The organism is Rhodococcus sp. AW25M09 (genome assembly GCF_000333955.1).
Lineage (GTDB): Bacteria > Actinomycetota > Actinomycetes > Mycobacteriales > Mycobacteriaceae > Rhodococcoides.
The window spans coordinates 1-19,909 of record NZ_CAPS01000074.1 but is presented as its reverse complement, the minus strand read 5'-3'; the positions used below and the strand labels follow the sequence as shown (position 1 = coordinate 19,909).

The following is a 19,909-nucleotide window of genomic DNA, read 5'->3' as shown; positions in this document are numbered from 1 at the left end:
CTTCACTCGCGATGTTCGACGCCGAACGTGCCGCACCGGCCGGAAGTATCAAGACCTTCCCCGACGCCCTGTGGTGGGCAATTTCGACCGTCACGACTGTCGGCTACGGCGACTACTCGCCCTCTACAGCGACGGGCCGACTCATCGCCGTCGGACTGATGGTGGCAGGGATCGCATTGCTCGGTGTTGTCACGGCCACCTTGGCGTCATGGCTCGTCCAGAAAGTCGCCGAACAGGACGACGCCAACCAGGCCGCGACGCAGCAACAGGTGGCCGAACTGACTGCCCAAATCGCCTCACTGCGAACCGAACTCGCGTCGCAGCCCGAGAGGCTCAGTACGGCGGCGTCCATGACACCCGACAGCGCAATGCAAACGGACACGCGTTGATCGAAGTCGGGCCAATTTCAGAGCAACCCAAGTTGAAATTCTACTGGTGACATACGCGTCGTGGCGCTGTAGACAGCAGTTCCCCCGGCAGATGCGATTCTTGAAAACCACCCGTCCGCGACCGCCCGGCGTTCGCTGTACGAGCACAGTCAAGATTTTGTGGCCTAGCAATGGGACGTCGAACTACGATCGTCGGCAACTTTTGACAGGAAGCCGCTCCGCCGAGTGGAGTTTCCGCGGGTCAAACGGAGACAAGGTCGCCGATGTCGTTCAGTCCACCAACTCTGGGTGCTGCGCGACGATGCGGTCGTACATCGGCTGAAACTGGAACCACCCCGCGTACTCCAGACCCACTTGGTTGTACGTCAGCTTCGCCGTCACGTCATCCAACGGTTTCGGTTCACCCGCCGCCATGGCGATGAGCTGCGCCTGACTGGATCGCTCCATTGTGATGAACCACCACGCCGCGGAGTCCACGGTCCGACCGACTGTGAGCAGACCGTGGTTCGAGAGCACAATAGCCTTGCGCTGACCGAGTGCTTCACCGATTCGTCTGCCCTCCTCCAACTCGGCAACGACACCCGTGTAGTCGTCGAACACGGCGTGGTCGTCGTAGAACGCGCAGGCGTCTTGAGTCAGTGGTGCAAGCCCCATCCGCAAGCTCGACAACGCTTTGCCGTACAACGAATGTGCGTGTGCGGCCGCAACAACGTCCGGTCGAGCCGCGTGCACCTGGGAGTGGATGACGAAAGCAGCACGGTTGACCGGACGATTACCTTCGACGATCTGACCCTCGTGATCGACCAGGATCAGATCACTTGCTTTGATCATGCTGAAATGCATACCGAAGGGGTTGACCCAGAAGTGGTCGGTCTTCTCTGGGTCACGAGCGGTGATATGCCCCGCCACCCCTTCGTCGAAGCCGCACTGACTGAAGAGCCGGAAAGCGGCTGCAAGTCGTTGCTTTCGGTGCTGCCGTTCGTCGTCGACCGACTCGAAAACCGGCGGAGCGGGTACGTCGATTCCTGGGCGGGTCTGTGCCAGTTCGGACATCGTGTTCCTTCGAGTCGCAGGTGTCGTTTCGGCGCGCTAGCTCGGGGCATGGTCGACGCGTAGCGGACGGTCCGCATGACAACCTCGCAGCAAAACATCACTGCTGGGTCATGCTTCAGTTCTACACCCGCGAGTCGCATATTCGATCGCGAAAGCCCATATGCAATGCGATGTGCGTCTTGCTGTCGCCGGAGTGGTGGCATCCGCTACGCCTCGTAGCTTCTCGGTCGCAGTGGCCACGGCGACGCCCGTTCAGTGCTCGGCAATCGACCGATGAGATCACCCAGGTACTGTCACGCCGGTTTGCCATCGTTCCGCTTGTGCAGCAACAGTTTTGCCGCAACCGACCTGGAGTTCTCACCACCTCCGGGACGAAGTCGAACCACCGGCACAACAATCAGCAGGCCGCAGGGTCATCGGCCGTCCACCACGCGGAGCTGTCCGAACGGTTCGTTGCACCACCTGCAGCTCGCGTCGACGTAGTCGTGGCCGTCTTCACGTACGCACTCGTCCACTGCGCATCCGCTGCCGCAGGAGAGCATCTGGCCACACCGGCACCGCTCGCCGTCACACCCCGGGTGATGAAGCGCTCCCGGCGGGGTGCCGCAGTCGTGACACTTTCTCCTCCCGTTCGGTATTCGACTGGGCCGCCAAGTGCAACCCACCGAATCGAGCATTTCCAGATCGCACGCCATGCAGATCGCCATGCCGTGCAGAGTCGCACAGAGCACCGACATCAAGGGGTTCTCGCGTTCGACATCCTTGACGCCACGACACGTTCACACCCGTAGAGTTCGACACAATCAGCCAGACCGGCCGGTGACAGCCGCGCGGCACCCAGCCGAAAAAGACGGCCCCGAATTTCTTCGGAACCGTCTTTGATTCACTCTGTGTCGGGCTGACAGGAATTGAACCTGCGACCCCTTGACCCCCAGTCAAGTGCGCTACCAAACTGCGCCACAGCCCGCCGCGCCTCGAAAGGCGCTTGCTGAGATTACCCCAGTCCCACCCCTGAGAGGAAATCGCCTGCTCAGGAGCGGGTCGGGACTACGTCAGCGGTTGTTGCCCTTACCCGGCCGTTCCCGCTTCTCGCGGATGCGGACCGAGACGCGGACGGGGCTGCCGTCGAAGTTGAACTCCTCACGCAAACGCCGCTCGATGAAGCGGCGGTATCCGGCCTCGAGGAAGCCGGTGGTGAACAGCACGAACGTCGGCGGCCGGGTGCTGGCCTGCGTCGCGAACATGATGCGCGGCAGACGCCCACCACGCATGGGCGGCGGAGTGGCCGCCACGACCTCCTTGAGCCAAGTGTTCAACCTGCCGGTCGGAACGCGCTTGTCCCAGGACTCGAGAGCAGTCTCCAGTGCCGGCACGAGCTTCTGCACCGCACGTCCCGTCTGCGCCGAGATATTCACTCGCTGCGCCCACGGCACCCGAGCGAGATCGCGATCGATCTCCTTCTCGAGCTGCTGACGACGATCGTCGTCCACCAGATCCCACTTGTTGAACGCCAACACCAGCGCGCGGCCGGCGTCGGCGACCATGCTGAGCACGCGCATGTCCTGCTCCGAGATCACCTCGGAGGCATCGAGAAGCAAAATCGCGACCTCGGCGGCCTCGATCGCGGACTTGGTGCGCAGCGATGCGTAAAACTCGGCACCACTGGCATGGCTGACGCGCTTGCGCAGCCCGGCGGTATCGACGAAACGCCATGTCTTGCCGCCCAATTCGACCAACGAGTCGACCGGGTCGACGGTGGTTCCGGCAACATCGTGCACCACCGAGCGCTCATCGCCCGAGAGCTTGTTGATCAACGAGGACTTGCCCACGTTCGGCTTGCCGACCAGAGCGACGCGCCTGGGCCCCCCACCGGGGATGCCTTCCCGCGGAGTCTCGGGCAGCGCCTCGAGAACGCGGTCCAGGAGATCGCCGGTACCGCGGCCGTGGGTTGCCGAAACCGAGAGCGGCTCCCCCAGCCCGAGCGACCACAGTGCAGCAACCTCGGACTCGGTGCGGCCGTCGTCGACCTTGTTGGCCACCAACAGAACCGGAGTCTTCGACCGGCGCAGCACTCGTGCGACTGCCTCGTCCGTCGTCGTCGAACCGACTCGCGCGTCGACGACCAACAGAATTGCGTCGGCGGTGTTCATCGCCAATTCGGCCTGACGCGCAACAGATTGCTGCAAGCCCTTGGCGTCGGGCTCCCAACCGCCGGTGTCCTGCACCAGGAAGCGTCGACCGCTCCAGTTGGCCTCGTACGACACCCGGTCGCGGGTGACACCGGGGACATCCTCGACCACGGCCTCGCGTCGTCCGATGATGCGGTTGACGAGCGTCGACTTACCGACGTTCGGACGGCCCACCACGGCGAGGGTCGGTACGGCAACGGCATCTTCGCCGTCTTCGCCCTCGTTGAGATCGACGTACTCCCACTCGCCCTCGTCACTCCATATTCCGTCGCCCGCGGTTTCCGCTGCGCCGGAGAAGAATTCTTCGCTCACTGCACTGCTCCAGTTCTGTCGTTCACCACGAGCAGCAAGCGCTCCATCACACCGTCGAGATCCAGCTCGCTGGTATCGACGATCACCGAATCCTCGGCGGGACGAAGCGGGGACACTGCTCTTGTCGAATCTGCATGGTCGCGGCGTTGCACGTCGGCGAGCACGGATTCGTAGTCGTCGCCGCGACCTTGTTCGATGTTCTGTTTGTTGCGACGCTCGGCCCGCGCTTCCGGGGAGGCAGTCAGGAACACCTTCACCTCTGCGTCGGGCAGTACGACGGTGCCGATGTCGCGGCCCTCCACCACGATTCGCGTCGATGAGTTCGCCAGGTCCCGCTGCATCTGCACCAGCAATTCGCGCACTGCCGGCACTGCCGACACCGCCGAGACTGCTCTGGTCACGGCGTCGCCGCGGATCTCGCCGCTGACGTCCTCGCCGTCGAGCAGAACGGTCTCCGACAGCGGATCCGATCCGATCTCGAGCGGCAGCGCTGCAACAGCTTTCGCGACTGAATCGGCGTCGGTGGGCTCTACGCCCGAACGCAGCACCCACACCGTCGCGACGCGATACATCGCACCGGTGTCGAGGTACTTCGCTTCCAGCGCCGACGCGAGCCGGCGCGATACCGACGACTTGCCGGTGCCGGACGGGCCATCCATCGCCACGACCAGCGCACCCATCACAGGCCTACCGCTTCGTAGAGCTTGCCGATCTCGCCGCGACCGAGAACACGCAGTGTTCCGGGACGCTGATCGCCGAGCACTATGTTGCCGACATCGGTACGCACGAGGCGACCGACCGGGAATCCGACCTTGTCGAACAACCGACGCACGATGTGCTTGCGGCCCTCGTGCAGGGTGACCTTGACGAGCGACTTTCCGTCCGAGATATCGAGCAGCTGGAAGCCGTCGACCTTCACCGGGCCGTCGTCGAGAGTGACACCCTCACGCAGCTGCTTGCCGAGCGTGCGGGGAATGGTGCCGAACAAGGTCGCGAGGTAGGTCTTGGACACCTCGAACGACGGGTGCATCAACCGGTGAGCAAGATCACCGTCGTTGGTGAAGAGCAACAACCCTTCGGTGTCGGCATCGAGGCGGCCGACGTGGAACAGTCGCTGCCCCGCCTGGACGCGCTCGGAGACAATGTCGCCGACGCAGGGACGCCCGAGATCGTCGGACATCGTGCACTGCCATCCACGCGGCTTGTTCATCGCGAGGTGGACAAGCTCTTCCTTGACGACCACGCGGGTGCCGTCGACACGGACCACGGCGATGTTGGGATCGATGCGGATGCCCTGTTCGGTGACGATGCGTCCGTCGACCTCGACACGGCCGTCGGCGATCAGTTCCTCGGCCGCGCGACGCGATGCGACGCCGGCCTGCGCGAGCACCTTCTGCAGGCGAACACCTTCACCGGCAGGCACATGCTTGCGGGGCGAGGAGTCGGTGTGCTGATGCTTCGCCGGCTTGGCGTTGCTGATCGTGGTCGACGGAACCTGCTTCTTCTGCGGCTTCGGCGGCTTGGGGCGCGAGGGCTTCTTACGGGGAACCGCGTCGTTGCTGCGGTCGTTGACGCCGGTGTCGGCAGGCTTGTACTCGAACGATTCTGCCTGGTCGACGCCTCTTCGGGGATCCGGTCGACCGCCGGTCCGGGGTGCACCTGCACGAGGTCCCCCGGTGCGAGGGGCTCCGGTTCTAGGGGCTCCGGTTCTAGGGGCTCCGGTTCTAGGAGCACCGGCGCGGGGAGCGCCGTCACGCGGTGCTGCGTCGCGGGTGCGATCTCCGCGGCGCGCGTCACGCGGAGTGTCCGACCTACCTGCGGTCGGCTTCCTGCGTGGATCTTGTCTCTTGTTACGGTCCGGTGTGCCATCACGGCGAGCGGGCTTGTTCACTTGTCTTACCTATCAGTCGTCCGAGTCGAGCTCGGCTGCCGGATCGGGTTTCGATCCGCGGTTCTTGGTGGAGCGGGTCATTCTCGGGTCGGTGTCCATGCTGTCACTGATCTCGTCGATCAGGTCCACACCTGGCAACAGCGGTGCCAGTTCGGGTAGATCACTCAGCGATGCGAGTCCGAGCCGTTCGAGAAATAGCTCGGTGGTGCAGTACATCGTGCCGGTCGTCTCCGGGTCCGTTCCTGCTTCGGAGATCAGTCCACGGGCGAGCAACGTACGCATCACTCCATCGACATTGACTCCACGTACGGCGCTGACTCGTGCGCGGGTCAACGGTTGACGATATGCGATGACGGCCAGGGTTTCCAATGCTGCACGTGTGAGCTTGGACCGAGCGCCGTCCAGAAGCAGCCTTTCGACGTACGGCGCATAGGCGGTTCGGGTGTAGAAACGCCACCCGTCACCGGCGTAGCGCAAGTCGATTCCACTCATGCGTTCGGTCAGTCCAGCGGCCATCTCTTTCAACGCCGAGCGCACGCGAGCCACCGACGAACCCACCGCCGAGGCAAGTTGCTCGTCCGAGGCCGGGGTGTCGACGATCAGCAACACCGCTTCCAGCGCCGATGCGAGAGTGACGTCGTCCAGCTCATCGGACTCGTCGACATCCTCGAGCTCGAGTTCGGGCTCGCTCGGTACCGAGTCACTCAGTTCCGAGTTGCTGCTCATGCGTAGTCCTCTTCCGTGACCACGATGGGTCCTTCGTCCTTGCCGGTCCAACTCACTCGAAGATCGCCGAGTGGCTCCGGTTGCTCGAATGCGATCACCTGTTGCCGGAACAGCTCCAGCAACGCCAGGAATCGCGCAATTATTTCGACCTGCACCTCGCAGTCCTGCACCAACTCCGAGAACGACGCCCATTGGTTCAGTCCGCGTCCCTGCAGCTTCTCGAGCAGCCACTCCGCCTGCTCGGGAATCGATACCGCGTGCTGATGGATGTGATCGAGCCCCACCTGCGGAATCGGCTTGGGCCGAAACGCGGCCGCGGCGATGTCTGCGAACCTGGCAGGGTTGACGCCGAGCAGCACCTCGGGAATCAGATCTGCATACCTGTCTTCCACCGACACCGATCGCGGATACCGCCGCAGCGCAGCAGCTTCCAGCTCACCGAAGAGCAGAGCGACCTGCTTGTAAGCGCGATACTGCAGCAACCGCGCGAAGAGCAGATCTCGCACTTCGAGCAACGCCAGGTCCTCGGCATCCTCGACATCGCCCGAGGGCAGCAATCGAGCCGCCTTCAAATCGAGCAACGTCGCAGCAACGACCAAGAATTCGGTGGTCTGATCGAGCCCGACATCGGCACCGAGCGATTTGGTGAACGAGATGAAGTCGTCGGTGACGGTGTGCAGCGCCACCTCGGTGACATCCATCCGGTGCTGGCTGATCAGCGACAGCAGCAAATCGAACGGCCCCTCGAAGTTGAGCAACCGCACCCGAAATTTCGACGGATCCGCATCGGCGGGAACCTCGATCGGGGCCTCGTCGGCAGCGTCGACGGTCACGGACCCGACCGGTAGATCACCTCGCGCGCCAGAGCGCGGTACGCCTGCGCGCCGCCGGATTTCGGAGCCCACGTGGTGATCGGCTCGCCCGCCACACTGGTTTCCGGGAACCGGACCGTACGGGTGATCACCGTGTCGTACACGACGTCTCCGAACACCTCGACCACGCGCGTCATCACTTCGCGTGAGTGCAGCGTGCGGGCGTCGAACATCGTCACCACGATGCCGGCCAGCTTCAGCCGCGGATTGAGGCGGTCGCGCACCTTCTCGACGGTGTCGTTGAGCAACGCCAGGCCACGGAGGCTGAAGTACTCGCACTCCATCGGGATCAGCACTTGGTCGGCACACGTGAGCGCATTGACCGTCAGCAGACCGAGGGACGGCTGGCAATCGATCAGGACGTAGTCGTAGCGATCCAGAATCGGGTGCAGTACTCGACCGAGCGTCTGCTCACGGCCCACCTCGGTCACCAGCTGGATCTCGGCGGCCGAGAGGTCGATATTGCTGGGCATCAGATCGAGGTTCTCGACGCGAGTCCGCATGATGATGTCGTCGGCCGAGACTTTCGCTTCGACCAGAAGGTTGTAGACCGTCAGATCGAGTTCGTGATGTGCGACGCCCAATCCGGCGGACAGTGCGCCCTGCGGGTCGAGGTCGACAAGAAGTACGCGGCGGCCGTAGCCGGCCAACGAGGCACCGAGATTGATGGTCGACGTCGTCTTGCCGACGCCACCCTTCTGGTTGCACATCGCAATGATCTTCGCCGGACCATGACTGGCCAATGGCTGCGGATCCGGAACCGTGCGTGTCTTGCGACCGGTCGGCCCCAATTCGTTCGCTGCGGGGATGACGTCGCGGGTCTCGCGACTGGATTCCGGTTGGCGCGTGTGGAAAAGAGCGCCGTCGAGATGTGCATGATCCGAGGCTGACTCCGCCGCTGGCGGCTGCGGTGTCGACACGTTCCAGCGCTCCCCTGTCCCGTTCGTCTTCGAGTAGATCCTGCAAACGCTACCGCTCGAGGCGGCAGCACTGTCAATGGACACGCTGACAGTCGGGAGTCGACCTCGTGCTATCGCGCCCTCGGATGCGCTCCCGCCCACACCTCACGCAGCGTGGTGACGGTGACGAGAGTGTAGATCTGTGTCGTGGTCACCGAGGCATGACCCAACAGCTCCTGCACCACGCGCACATCGGCGCCGCCGTCGAGCAGATGCGTGGCGAAGGAGTGCCGAAGAACGTGCGGTGAGACGCCGGAGGTGATTCCGGCCCGTTCGGCCGAGTCCTGCAGCACCTGCCACGCGCTCTGCCGAGACAGCCTGCCGCCGCGCACGTTGAGGAACAGCGCCGGGTTCGACCGGGCCACGAGCCCGGGTCGTCCACGCACCAGGTAGGCGTCGATCGCCTCGATCGCGGGCCGCCCGACCGGGACGATGCGATGCTTACCGCCCTTGCCGCGCAGCAGCACCGAGCGTGCCTCGGTGTCGATATCGTCCACATCCAGCCCGACTGCCTCGGAGATTCGGGCGCCGGTGGAATAGAGCAGCTCCAGCAGCGCTCGATCGCGCAGCCCACGCGGAGCATCGGGCCCGGCGACCGACGCCGATTCGAGCAGTGCCACAACTTGGTCGACGGGGAGAGACTTCGGCAACCGTTTTGCCGGTTGCGGCGGCTTGACCTCACTCGCGACGTTTCGCTCGACCATTCCTTCCGCGAGCGCGAATCGGTGCAGACCCCGCACGGCGATCAACGTTCGCGCCGCCGAACTCGCTGCCAGAGCAGTGAACTCGTCGTCTCCACGCCGCAGATACAGCACGAACTCGGTGATGTCGTTCTCGGCGACCTCGGCCAGATCGGTGATGCCGTAGCCGCTCAGAAACCGCTCGTACCGCGTTAGATCACGACGGTACGAGGACACCGTGTTCGGTGCCGACCCGCGCTCGACCACCAGATGGTCGAGGTACGTCGAAATCTGCCGGTCGATCACGGCGGCTACTTTCGTGAACTCTTCCGCTTCTCGAATGCGGTGGGCAGATCGGACCACGGGGCGTCGGCGGGGCGTAGCTCGGTGCCGGCGGCACGGGCCGCGGAGAACGCGAGAATGCCCGCCACGGCAGAGGCATTGACGATCTCCCCCGCCAGCGCACGCCGAACCGCCTCGTCCATCGGCACGAAGGAAAGCTCGATGTCTGCTTCCTCGTCGTGCGCTTCCGGTCGATCGACTCGGGTCAGGTTCTGCGCGAGAAAGATCCGCACGGCCTCGTCGGTGAACCCGGGTGAGGCCAGCACGTCCACCAACACCGACCAGGTGCCGGCCGCCAGCCCGGTTTCCTCGGCGAGCTCGCGTTGAGCTGCCAGCACCGGCTGCTCCCCCGGCTCGTCCAACAGACCGGCAGGCAACTCCCAGAGGCGACGACCGACCGGATGCCGGTACTGCTCGATCATCGCCACGCGATCCTGATCGTCGACGGCCAGAATGCCTACGGCGCCGTGATGCTCGATCACCTCACGCTCGGCCCGTCGACCGTTCGGCATCGCCACCTGATCGAGCCGAAGCGCGAGGATGGCACCGGAATACGGCACCGTCGAGTCGAGGGTGGTGAACTCGTGCCTGGGCTCGCTCATCCGGCGGTGTCGGCGATAGCGTCCGACTCCTCCGCCGGAACGGCGTCTCCATGCACGTCGACCGGCAGACGCTCGGCGGCCTTGTACTTCAACGCCGCATTGATCAACGACGCGAACAGCGGATGCGGACGGGTCGGCCGACTCTTGAGTTCCGGATGAGCCTGGGTGGCGACGAAGAACGGGTGCATCGACGCAGGCAATTCGACGAATTCGACCAGGTGCCCGTCCGGAGAAGTACCGCTGAAGACCAACCCGCTCTTCGCAATTCGATCCCGGTAGTCGTTGTTGACCTCGTAGCGATGACGGTGCCGCTCCGAGACGTTCTCGGTCCCGTACGACGCCGCCACAATCGAGCCCTTCTGCAGGGTCGCCGGGTAGGCACCGAGGCGCATCGTGCCGCCGAGATCGGCGTCACCGGCGACGGCGTCTTCCTGATCGGCCATCGTGGAGATCACCGGATCCTTGGTGTCCGGATCGAACTCGGCCGAGTTGGCTTCGGTCAGTCCGACCGAACGAGCCGCCTCGATGACGACACACTGCAATCCGAGGCACAGTCCCAGCAGCGGAATCTTGCGCGTACGTGCGAACTCGATGGCACCGAGCTTGCCCTCGATACCGCGGATACCGAAGCCGCCCGGAATGAGCACGGCATCGACATCACCGAGCGCAGCCTGTGCCCCCGCGGGCGTCGAGCACTCGTCGGACGGCACCCACTTGATCTCGACCTTCGCGCGATGAGCGAATCCACCCGCACGCAGCGCCTCGGTGACCGAGAGATACGCGTCGGGCAGGTCCACGTACTTGCCGACGAGGCCGACGCGCACGGTTTCCCGCGGCTGGTGCACGCGCTCGAGCAATCCGCCCCAGATGGTCCAGTCGACATCGCGGAACGGCAACCCGAGCTGGCGGACGACGTACGCGTCCAGACCTTCTTTGTGCAGCACCTTGGGAATGTCGTAGATCGACGGTGCGTCGGGCGTGGAGATGCAACCGTCGACATCGACGTCGCACATCAGCGCGATCTTGTTCTTGAGCCCGGGCGGGACGTCGCGATCACAGCGCAGGATCAAGGCGTCGGGCTGGATACCGATGCTGCGCAGTGCGGCGACGGAATGCTGGGTGGGCTTGGTCTTGAGTTCACCGGACGGGGCCAGGAACGGAACCAGCGACACGTGCAGGAAGAACACGTTGTTGCGGCCGACGTCGTGGCGCACCTGACGCGCTGCCTCGAGGAACGGCTGCGACTCGATATCGCCCACCGTGCCGCCGATTTCGGTGATCACGACGTCCGGCTGGTGCCCCTGCAGATCCGGTCCGTTCATCGCCAGAATGCGACGCTTGATCTCGTCGGTGATGTGCGGGATGACCTGAACGGTGTCGCCCAGGTACTCGCCGCGGCGCTCCTTGGCGATGACCGTCGAATAGACCTGGCCGGTGGTGACGTTGGCGAACCCGGAGAGGTCGCGGTCGAGGAACCGCTCGTAGTGGCCGACGTCGAGGTCGGTTTCGGAGCCGTCCTCGGTGACGAACACTTCACCGTGCTGGAACGGGTTCATGGTGCCGGGATCGACATTGAGGTAGGGATCGAGCTTCTGCATGGTCACGCGGAGTCCGCGTGCGGTCAGTAGCTGGCCGAGGCTGGATGCCGTCAGGCCTTTTCCGAGCGAAGACGCGACGCCTCCGCTGACGAAGATGTGCTTGGTGTCGGAACGCGACTGAAGGCGTGACAATGAGGCTCCCGTGACGAGTCTGCAGGGCTTGCTCCTATCAGGGGGCTGATAAGAGAGGTGAAGCGTGGAAATTGGGCCTGCTACCCACGGGACTTCACGGTAACACCAGTACCTACCTCACCGCCAACGACACGCTCGTTCCGCGCACCGATCAGCGTGCAGGCGCTCCGACGGTCACGGCGTTCGCGTTGGGTCCGGTGCCGTACCGGCCCGACGCCCCGTCCAGCTGCTCCGCCAGGGCGAGAACGGTGGTGATCCGTCCTGCCTCACGATCGACGTTGTCGACGGTGCTGAGTGCGGACGACAGGGCAGAGTCGGCGCGCACGACGGCAATGGGTCCGTTGCCCTCGGCAGCACCGGATCGGCCCGCGAGCACCGCACCTGCACCCCGTGAATCGAGAGCACCGGCGAAGCGCGCCACGATGGCACCGCGATTGCCGTCCTCGACGTCCGCGGTGCCGGAACCGGTGACGATCACTGCCAGCTGGGCGGGCGCGACAGCACCGTTGTCGTACGCGATGAACCCACCGCTGCGCAATGTCTCCAACGCCAGTGAGAGTTCCTCGGGAGTGGACTGCGGTTGTGCCGTCTCCGCGTCGAGCAGCAACACCGAACCCAGCAGGTCGCCCGCCAGGCTTCCCTGATCCACCGCACCCGTGCGCAGCTGTACGCCTGCGGGAATGACGTTGGTGAGGCGTGTACGCAGATCGTCGCCGTTCGCTGCGGAGACGAACGCATCGGTCAGCGACACGCGCCCGGTGACCGAAGCCCCTGACGCGTCGATCGACTGCGTGACCCCGTCGACGTCACCAGGATCGGCGTCCGGAGTAGTGATGACCACGACGCTTCGATCGACCAACGTGTCTCGAAGAATCCGACCGGATACCGCGGCATCGAACCCATCGGCCGAATTGAGCTGCTCGCCGAGTCGATTGTTGGTCGCCTGCAGCTCGTCCACCTGGTTCTGGAGACCGGACTTGTCGTCGCGTAAACCGGACACGAGTCCACTCGAGAGCAGACCCGAACCGAGAACTATGCCGATGGCCAGAGCAACGAATACCGCGGCCAGCGAAATGGCATGTTGGCGAAGCGAAATCACGGAAGCAACCCCTGGAACCACAGTGCGAACCGATTCCACAGATCGATCGCCCAATCCAGCCCTTCACCGCCGATATTGGATACGGCCAGCGCCACGATGACAGCCACGAGAGCCGCCAGGATCAGCAGAGCGATGGCACCGCCGGAGACCCGGCTGCGGTAGAGCGTGGCAACGGCTTTCGCGTCGACCAGCTTGGCACCGACCTTCAGACGCGTCATGAACGCGGCCGGGTTGGTGTTGCGTCGACCACGATCGAAGAATTCGTCGAGACTGGCCGGGCTGCCGACAGACACGATCAGCGAGGCACCGTGATGGTCGGCCAACAGCAGAGCAAGATCGGCAGCGGCCCCGGAGGCCGGGAACGTCATGGCACCGATCCCGAGATCCTGAATGCGTTCGAGACCCTGCGCGTGCCCGTCGGAATCGGCCGGAAGTACGACCTCTGCACCACATTTGAGGGTCTGCGCCGTGACGTCCTCGGGATCGCCGACGATCAGATCGGGTCGGTGGCCGGCCTTCATCGCGGTATCGGCACCCGCTCCGACGCCGATGATGACGGGCGAGTACTCCTTGATGAACGGCTTGAGGTTCTTCAGATCCTCGGCATGGCCGGGTCCGTCGGCGACGATCACGACGTGACGGCCTTTGAGATCGATATCGATGTCCGGCACGCCGACACCGTCGATGAGCAGCGGGCTCTCGCTCCGGATGAACTCGATGGTGTTGCCCGAGAACGCTTCCAGGTGATCGACGAGTCCGGTCTTGGCCTCGATCATCTTGTCCGAGATCTCGGCTTCGCTCTGCTCTTCGCCTTTGGCGAGGCGCCGATCGCCGGTGTAGACGCCACCGTCGTTGAGCCGAACCTTGCTGCCGTCCTTGATCTTCTTGAAGATCTCGGTGCCGGCCGAGTCGATCAAGATGATCCCGTTGGCCACGATGGCCTCGGGACCGAGGTTGGGATAGCGCCCGGAGATCGACGGCGACGCATTGACGACCGCGAGCACCCCCGCCTCGACGAGCGCATCCGCGGTCAGTCGGTCCAGATCGAGCTCGTCGAGCACGACGATGTCGCCCGGACCGACCCGTTTGAGCAGCTTGGCCGTGTTGCGATCGACTCGCGCGATCCCGGTGATTCCGGGCAGCGAATCCTGGCTACGTGACAGCAGAGCCGGCATCTTCATGTAAACCATGATGACCCGATCGACACGCCCGGCGATGGAGGCGCGCCGAAACAACTACCACACTGATCACATCAGCAACAACACTTACAGGGCGGCTCGCTCGGCGTTTGCCGTGGCCAGTAGCTCTTCGGCGTGCGCACGACCGGTCTCCGTGTCGTCCAGACCTGCGAGCATTCTCGCGAGCTCGACAACGCGTTCCGACGACGACAGCGTCCGCACCCCGCTGTTCGCCGCGCCTTTCTTCGCATCGGTCTTGTCGACCACCAGGTGTGTGTCGGCGAACGCCGCGACCTGCGGCAAGTGGGTGACGACGATGACCTGATGAGTGCGAGCCAACCGTCCCAACCGACGACCGACCTCGACGGCAGCACGACCACCCACCCCGGCGTCGACCTCGTCGAACACCATGGTCGCGCCCTTGTCGGAGCCCGCCAACACCACTTCGAGGGCCAGCATCACGCGGGACAGCTCACCTCCGGACGCACTTTTGCTGATGGGTAGAGCCTGGGCACCGTCGTGGGCAGAGAGGCGAAACTCGACCTCGTCGACGCCGTTGCTGCCCGCGTGCAGTTCGGTGCCGTCGACGACGATCGGAGCCGTATCGGACGGGCCGGCCGGCAGGGCACGAACATCGATCTGCAGCTTGGCCTTGCCCATCGCCAAACCGGCCAGCTCCACGCTGACGGCCTTCGACAGTTTCACCGACGCCTTGGCGCGGGCCGCACTGAGTTTGGCCGCTGCCGCAGCAACATCGACTGCAGCCGCCTCGACCGTGGCGTTCAACTCGGCCAGCGCATCGGCCGAGGTATCGATGTGCGAGAGGCGCTCGCGGGCATCCTCCGCCCAGGCGATCACCCCGTCGACGTCGGCGGCGTACTTCCGTGTCAACGACTTCAACTCGGCCTGCCGGTTCAAGATCGCGTCGAGCGCGCCCGGATCGGACGGCAGATCCGTCAGATACGAGGTCAGGTCTGCGCCGATATCGCCCACGATCGCCATCGCGTCGTTCAACCGCGGCAGCAGCTCTGTCAAGGCCCCATCGTCGGCATGTTCGAGACGAGACCGCGCCTCGCCCAACAGATACAGCGCGGACATCGTGTCCGACGCCTCCTCGGTACTCCCGACAAGTGCGGCGGCGGCGCCTTCTGCTGTCTCGCGCAGCGAGTCGAGGTCGCCCAAACGGCGCACATCCTCGGCGACGGAACGATCCTCACCCGGTTCCGGTGCCAGCGAATCGATTTCCTGCAGGCCGAACTGGAGGCGATCGGCTTCCTGCGCCAATTCGCGGCTGCGCTCGGTGCGGTCGATCAGCTCGTTGCGGGCATCGAGCCACGTCTTGCGGGCGGTGCGATACTTCGCGACCAGTGACGACACCGAATCACCGGCGAATCGGTCGAGGGCCCCGAGCTGCTGATCGGGCCGCAGCAGACGAAGTTGGTCGTTCTGACCGTGCACTGTCAGCAAAGTGTCGGTGAAGTTGGACAGCACCGACGCGGGCACACTCCGCCCACCGAGGTGCGCCCGAGAACGACCGTCCGAGTTGACGGTACGCACGGCGATGATCGAATTGTCCTCGTCGCGTTGGCCCCCCGAGGATTCGAGTACCTTGTCGACATCGTCGACCACCTGCTCCGACGCGGTATCGGTGCTGAATCGGCCCTCGACAACAGCGCGCTGCGCGCCGAGCCGAACTCGGCCTGCATCGGCGCGTGCACCCGACAACAGGTGCAGACTGGTGACCACCATGGTCTTACCGGCACCGGTCTCACCGGTGAGGACGGTCAATCCCTCGTGAAACTGTGCGCTGGCACCGGAAATGACTCCGAGGCTGTCGATCCGAATCTCTTCGAGCATGCTTACCTCGCTCTCCCCCGCCACCCGGTCACGGGCAGTTCGAATTTCTTGACCATGCGATCGGCGAACGGAGCCGAGTCGAGCCGAACCCATTTGATCGGTGATGCTCCCCGCACCACCTCGACGCGAGCACCGGCCGGAAGGCTCAATGTGCGCCTGCCGTCGCAGAATACGAATCCCGCGTGTCCGCCCGCATCGATCTCGACCGCGACTATCGATTCCGGACTGGTCACCAGTGGCCGCGCGAACAGGGCATGCGCGTTGCTCGGAATGACCAGAATCGCTTCGAGTTCCGGCCACACCACCGGACCACCGGCAGAGAATGCGTATGCAGTCGAACCGGTCGGCGTCGAGATCAACACACCGTCGCACCCGAACGCCGACACCGGGCGTCCGTCAACCTCGAGCACCACCTCGAGCACTCCGAGCCGAGACCCGTTCTCGATGCTTGCTTCGTTCAGAGCCCATCCGCGTTCGACCACCCGGTCGCCGACACGAACGGCAATGTCCAAGGTCATGCGTTGCTCGATGCGGTAATCACCGGCTACGACACGGGCCAGGGCATCTTCGAGATGGTCGGCTTCGGCCTCCGCGAGAAACCCGACGTGGCCGAGATTGATGCCCAGGACCGGGATAGCCGCTGCCTGCGCAAGTTCGGCTGCGCGTAGAAAGGTGCCGTCGCCCCCGAGAACCAGGACCATCTCGCAGCCGGCGGCCGCGTCGGGACCGAATTCCACGACGTTGAGCTTCATGTCCGCGACGAATACGTGGTCGTGCTCCTCCGAATCGGACGCCTCGATCTTGGAGGGTTCGACTTCGTCGACCAGTACGCGCAGGCAGATGCCCGCTTCGTCGAACACCTTGCCCACCCGGCGAGCGGTCTCGGCGATGTCCGGCCGACCAGGATGGGCGACGAGAAGTATTTCTCGAGTCGACTCCAGTTCCGGTGCCGCATGGGACGGAGTCACTGTGGTCCTTCCTCGATCGCGAGCCGGACGAGTTCCGGGATGTCGGCGCGCGGCGAGTCTTCACCTGCGCCTGCCTTCAGCCACAAAAAGTACTCGACGTTGCCCGACGGCCCCGGCAGCGGGCTTGCCGCAACTGCCTGGACAGTGAGATTCAAGCCGACGGCCGCGTTCGCCACATCCTCGACGGCCTCGGTCCGCAACGCAGGATCTCGCACCACTCCTCCGGCACCCACGCGATCCTTGCCGACCTCGAATTGTGGTTTGACCATCAACACCATGTTGGTGCCGGGCTTCGAGCATGCGACAAATGCGGGAAGAACGAGCTTCAACGAGATGAACGACAGGTCGGCGACGATCACCTCGACCGGTCCCCCGATCATCTCCGCATCGATGGACCGGACGTTGGTGCGGTCGACGACGTGCACGCGATCGTCGGACTGGAGCCGCCACACCAGCTGGCCGTACCCGACATCGACGGCAACCACCTCACGCACTCCTCGACTGAGCAGAACGTCGGTGAACCCACCGGTGGACGCTCCGGCATCCAGGCAACGAGCATCTTCGACGGTCAGCCCTAGCGGCTCGAATGCCTCGAGGGCACCGAGTAGCTTGTGGGCACCGCGGGAGGCCCAACTGATCTCGTTGTCTTCTTCGGCAACCAGAAGGGGCGTACCCGGCTCCACCGCGGTTGCCGGTTTCGAGGCCACAGTTCCGGCGATCTTCACCCGACCGGCCTCGATCAACTCGGAGGCATGCTCGCGAGACCTCGCCAGTCCACGACGAACCAGTTCGGCATCGACCCGTGCGCGACGAGCCACGTCAGGACTTGTCGACGGTCGTTAGGGCACGAACGAGAACCTCGTGCGCCCGGTCCAGCAGATTGGCATCCCGCGACAGAGCGTCCGAGTCCACGGCCTCGACCTCTGCTTCGCTCGTCGAACCGATTGCGAGCTGACTCAGCAATGAGGTGACCTCGGCTCGAATAGCGTCGGGATCTGCCGACGACTCATCGCCGGCACCGCTCGGCCGGTGCTGTCCAGGTAGCGGAATCGACGTGCTCATCGCCTCCCACGCTATCGGATGGGTCCGACGACTGTCCGATCGCGGCCGCTCTCCGGACGCTGCGTCAGCACCCGAGAAGGGAACGCAGATCGCCGAGGCGACCTCCCTCGAAGCGAACCTCCGAGAACTCGGAGCCCGACCACGCAACGTGCAGCACGGCGAGTGCACCTTCGAATGCGTCCGGTGTCGTATCTCCGTCGAATCGCACCGACATCACCTCGTCGTCGATATCGACCGTCCAACCGTCTTTCTCGCCGACGCTGGACGCGGCCTCGTCCCTGTTCAGAACACCGAGATCGGAGCCGATGTGGGTGGGACGGAGATGGCGAGGAGCGCGCAACAACTCGGCTGCGGTACTGACACCGGTCAGCACCAACAGCGACGGCAGTTTCGTCTCGTTCGCACCGGCGATATCGGTGTCGAGACGATCCCCGACGACCAACGCCGAGCGTGCACCACTGCGCTCGATGGCATCGTGCATGATCGGCGCGGCCGGCTTGCCCGCCACGATCGGCTCGATGTCGGTGGCATTGCGTACCGCTGCCACCATCGAGCCGTTCCCCAGAACGAGGCCACGCTCGGTCGGCAGCGTCGCATCGATATTGGTTGCCACCCACAGGGCACCCGCGCGGACGGCGAGTACCGCTTCGGCAAGCATTGCCCATCCGGTATCGACCGAATGCCCTTGCACCACCGCCACAGGATGGTCGTCGGCAGATCGGACCGGCTCGAGACCGACCTTGGTGATCTCGTTCGCCAGTGCATCGGTGCCGACCACGAGGACGCGCGAGCCCGGGTCCAGCCTGCCCGCGAGCACCCGTGCAGCTGCCTCGGAACTGGTGACGACGAACTCTGCACTGGTATCGAAGCCGAGATTGCGAAGATGCTCGGCAACTTCCTCGGGTGCCCGGCTCGCATTGTTGGTCACGAAGTACTGCTTTTCGGAACCACCCGACAGCGCCTCCACTGCACCTGGAATGGGGTCCTTACCGGCGTACACCGTGCCGTCGAGGTCGAGCAGCAGGACGTCGTGGGCGTCACGCAACAACGTCACTGACTGCCTCCGGACAGCTCCTCGACTCGTTCTTCCGCGTCGGTCTCACCATCGACATCGGCCGCGGCGGCATTGAGGAACCACTTCACGCCCTCGTCGACGCGACCAGCCGCGACCAGCGCATCGGCATAGACGTAGAAGAGCCGAGCTGCTGCGGTTCCGGAACGAGACGCGTCGAGGTCGGGGGTCTGCAGAGTGACGACGGCTTGGTCGTACTGATCGAGATCCATCCGCGCACCCGCCACGACGATCCGCAGCTCCGACGCTTGTTCGCCGTTCAATTCACGAGCCTCGTCGCTGCGCCCGAGTTCGATAGCACGCTCGGGTCGACCGAGTCCACGCTCGCAGTCGGCCATGACGGCGATCAGCCCGGGGCCACCGGCCATTCTTCGGGCGGCACGTAGCTCGGACAGAGCTTCGGCCCACTCACCGGCGTGATAGGCGGCGATACCCGCTGTCTCGCGAACGACAGCGATGCGGCCCGCTCGTTGACGAGCTGCACGTGCATGTAGCAGCGCCAGCTGTGGATCGTCGTCGAGCAACCGGCTGGTCATCACCAGGTGACGAGCAACTGCGGTTGCGTTGTTCTTGTCCAGGCTCAGCAGATCTCGACGGACTGCCGGCTCGAGCTGACCTGCCTCGACCTCGTCGGGCAGATCCGGCTCGTCGGGACGGGGTGGTCGACGATCCGAAGAGGTGCTGTTGCCGCGCCGGTCTCCGGAGAACCCGCCCTCTCCACCGCGACGGCGGGGAGGACCGTCCGAACGACGAGGATCGCCGCGACGATCCTGAGCACGGGGATTGCGATCGCGGGATTCGCTCGGGCGGTTGCCGCCGTCCCCTCTGGAGGGGCGACGATCGTTGTTGTCTTCCGACACGGGCGTCCTTTCGACTTTCGGGTAAAACGCAAAAAGGGGACCCACCAAGTGGGTCCCCTTCTTACAAC

19 protein-coding genes and 1 tRNA gene are annotated in these 19,909 nt (G+C 64.4%); 1 reads left to right on the top strand and 19 read right to left on the bottom strand.

The genetic code is table 11. The features are described 5' to 3' along the window. Positions 1-389: potassium channel family protein (locus RHODMAR_RS15260; RefSeq protein ID WP_008715991.1), on the top strand; the 389-nt coding region annotated here is incomplete at its 5' end. Positions 390-659: 270 nt separating this feature from the next. Here RHODMAR_RS15260 and RHODMAR_RS15255 read toward each other — a convergent pair. The 19 genes from RHODMAR_RS15255 to RHODMAR_RS27585 form a co-directional block, all read right to left on the bottom strand. Next, positions 660-1,442: a class II aldolase/adducin family protein gene (locus RHODMAR_RS15255; protein ID WP_008715989.1), complete on the bottom strand. Its 783-nt coding sequence runs from the start codon at positions 1,440-1,442 to the stop codon at positions 660-662. A gap of 893 nt (positions 1,443-2,335) precedes the next feature. After that, positions 2,336-2,409, bottom strand: a tRNA-Pro gene (locus RHODMAR_RS15245). An 85-nt stretch (positions 2,410-2,494) separates the two neighbouring features. Continuing rightward, on the bottom strand, positions 2,495-3,943 hold the full coding sequence (der, locus tag RHODMAR_RS15240; protein ID WP_008715988.1) for a ribosome biogenesis GTPase Der: 1,449 nt from the start codon (positions 3,941-3,943) through the stop codon (positions 2,495-2,497). Then, positions 3,940-4,623 (bottom strand): (d)CMP kinase, encoded by a 684-nt coding sequence (cmk, locus tag RHODMAR_RS15235; protein WP_042939376.1) that lies wholly within the window; start codon positions 4,621-4,623, stop codon positions 3,940-3,942. The genes der and cmk overlap by 4 nt, the downstream gene beginning before the upstream one ends. Continuing rightward, positions 4,623-5,834 carry a pseudouridine synthase gene (locus RHODMAR_RS27590; protein ID WP_008715984.1) on the bottom strand — a complete coding sequence of 404 codons (1,212 nt, stop codon included), beginning with the start codon at positions 5,832-5,834 and terminating at the stop codon, positions 4,623-4,625. The genes cmk and RHODMAR_RS27590 overlap by 1 nt, the downstream gene beginning before the upstream one ends. 12 nt (positions 5,835-5,846) lie before the next feature. After that, the gene (scpB, locus tag RHODMAR_RS15225; protein ID WP_008715982.1) at positions 5,847-6,560 is read right to left on the bottom strand and encodes an SMC-Scp complex subunit ScpB; all 714 of its coding nucleotides are present in this window, start codon (positions 6,558-6,560) and stop codon (positions 5,847-5,849) included. Further along, complete coding sequence (locus tag RHODMAR_RS15220; protein WP_008715980.1) at positions 6,557-7,393, bottom strand: segregation and condensation protein A; 837 nt, start codon at positions 7,391-7,393, stop codon at positions 6,557-6,559. The genes scpB and RHODMAR_RS15220 overlap by 4 nt, the downstream gene beginning before the upstream one ends. Beyond that, positions 7,390-8,352, bottom strand: coding sequence for a ParA family protein (locus RHODMAR_RS15215; RefSeq protein WP_008715978.1), 963 nt, complete (start codon positions 8,350-8,352; stop codon positions 7,390-7,392). Before RHODMAR_RS15215 ends, RHODMAR_RS15220 begins: the two co-directional genes overlap by 4 nt. A gap of 110 nt (positions 8,353-8,462) precedes the next feature. Beyond that, the gene (gene xerD / locus RHODMAR_RS15210) at positions 8,463-9,377 is read right to left on the bottom strand and encodes a site-specific tyrosine recombinase XerD (protein WP_008715975.1); all 915 of its coding nucleotides are present in this window, start codon (positions 9,375-9,377) and stop codon (positions 8,463-8,465) included. 5 nt (positions 9,378-9,382) lie between these two features. Further along, complete coding sequence (locus RHODMAR_RS15205) at positions 9,383-10,015, bottom strand: NUDIX domain-containing protein (RefSeq protein WP_008715973.1); 633 nt, start codon at positions 10,013-10,015, stop codon at positions 9,383-9,385. Next, positions 10,012-11,745: a CTP synthase gene (locus RHODMAR_RS15200; RefSeq protein WP_008715971.1), complete on the bottom strand. Its 1,734-nt coding sequence runs from the start codon at positions 11,743-11,745 to the stop codon at positions 10,012-10,014. The genes RHODMAR_RS15205 and RHODMAR_RS15200 overlap by 4 nt, the downstream gene beginning before the upstream one ends. Before the next feature lie 151 nt (positions 11,746-11,896). Beyond that, the gene (locus tag RHODMAR_RS15195; protein ID WP_008715969.1) at positions 11,897-12,844 is read right to left on the bottom strand and encodes a copper transporter; all 948 of its coding nucleotides are present in this window, start codon (positions 12,842-12,844) and stop codon (positions 11,897-11,899) included. Next, entirely contained in the window at positions 12,841-14,025 is a 1,185-nt protein-coding gene (gene steA / locus RHODMAR_RS15190) for a putative cytokinetic ring protein SteA (protein WP_042939374.1), read from the bottom strand. Before steA ends, RHODMAR_RS15195 begins: the two co-directional genes overlap by 4 nt. 84 nt (positions 14,026-14,109) lie before the next feature. Beyond that, positions 14,110-15,879 (bottom strand): DNA repair protein RecN, encoded by a 1,770-nt coding sequence (gene recN / locus RHODMAR_RS15185; RefSeq protein WP_008715964.1) that lies wholly within the window; start codon positions 15,877-15,879, stop codon positions 14,110-14,112. Positions 15,880-15,881: 2 nt separating this feature from the next. Continuing rightward, the gene (locus RHODMAR_RS15180) at positions 15,882-16,847 is read right to left on the bottom strand and encodes an NAD kinase (protein WP_008715961.1); all 966 of its coding nucleotides are present in this window, start codon (positions 16,845-16,847) and stop codon (positions 15,882-15,884) included. Further along, positions 16,844-17,665: a TlyA family RNA methyltransferase gene (locus RHODMAR_RS15175; RefSeq protein WP_008715959.1), complete on the bottom strand. Its 822-nt coding sequence runs from the start codon at positions 17,663-17,665 to the stop codon at positions 16,844-16,846. Before RHODMAR_RS15175 ends, RHODMAR_RS15180 begins: the two co-directional genes overlap by 4 nt. 1 nt (position 17,666) lies before the next feature. Next, positions 17,667-17,909: a hypothetical protein gene (locus RHODMAR_RS15170; RefSeq protein ID WP_008715957.1), complete on the bottom strand. Its 243-nt coding sequence runs from the start codon at positions 17,907-17,909 to the stop codon at positions 17,667-17,669. A 64-nt stretch (positions 17,910-17,973) separates the two neighbouring features. Next, complete coding sequence (locus tag RHODMAR_RS15165; RefSeq protein ID WP_008715955.1) at positions 17,974-18,963, bottom strand: HAD-IIA family hydrolase; 990 nt, start codon at positions 18,961-18,963, stop codon at positions 17,974-17,976. After that, positions 18,960-19,841: a hypothetical protein gene (locus tag RHODMAR_RS27585; protein ID WP_008715953.1), complete on the bottom strand. Its 882-nt coding sequence runs from the start codon at positions 19,839-19,841 to the stop codon at positions 18,960-18,962. Before RHODMAR_RS27585 ends, RHODMAR_RS15165 begins: the two co-directional genes overlap by 4 nt. Between the last annotated feature and the right edge of the window lie 68 nt (positions 19,842-19,909).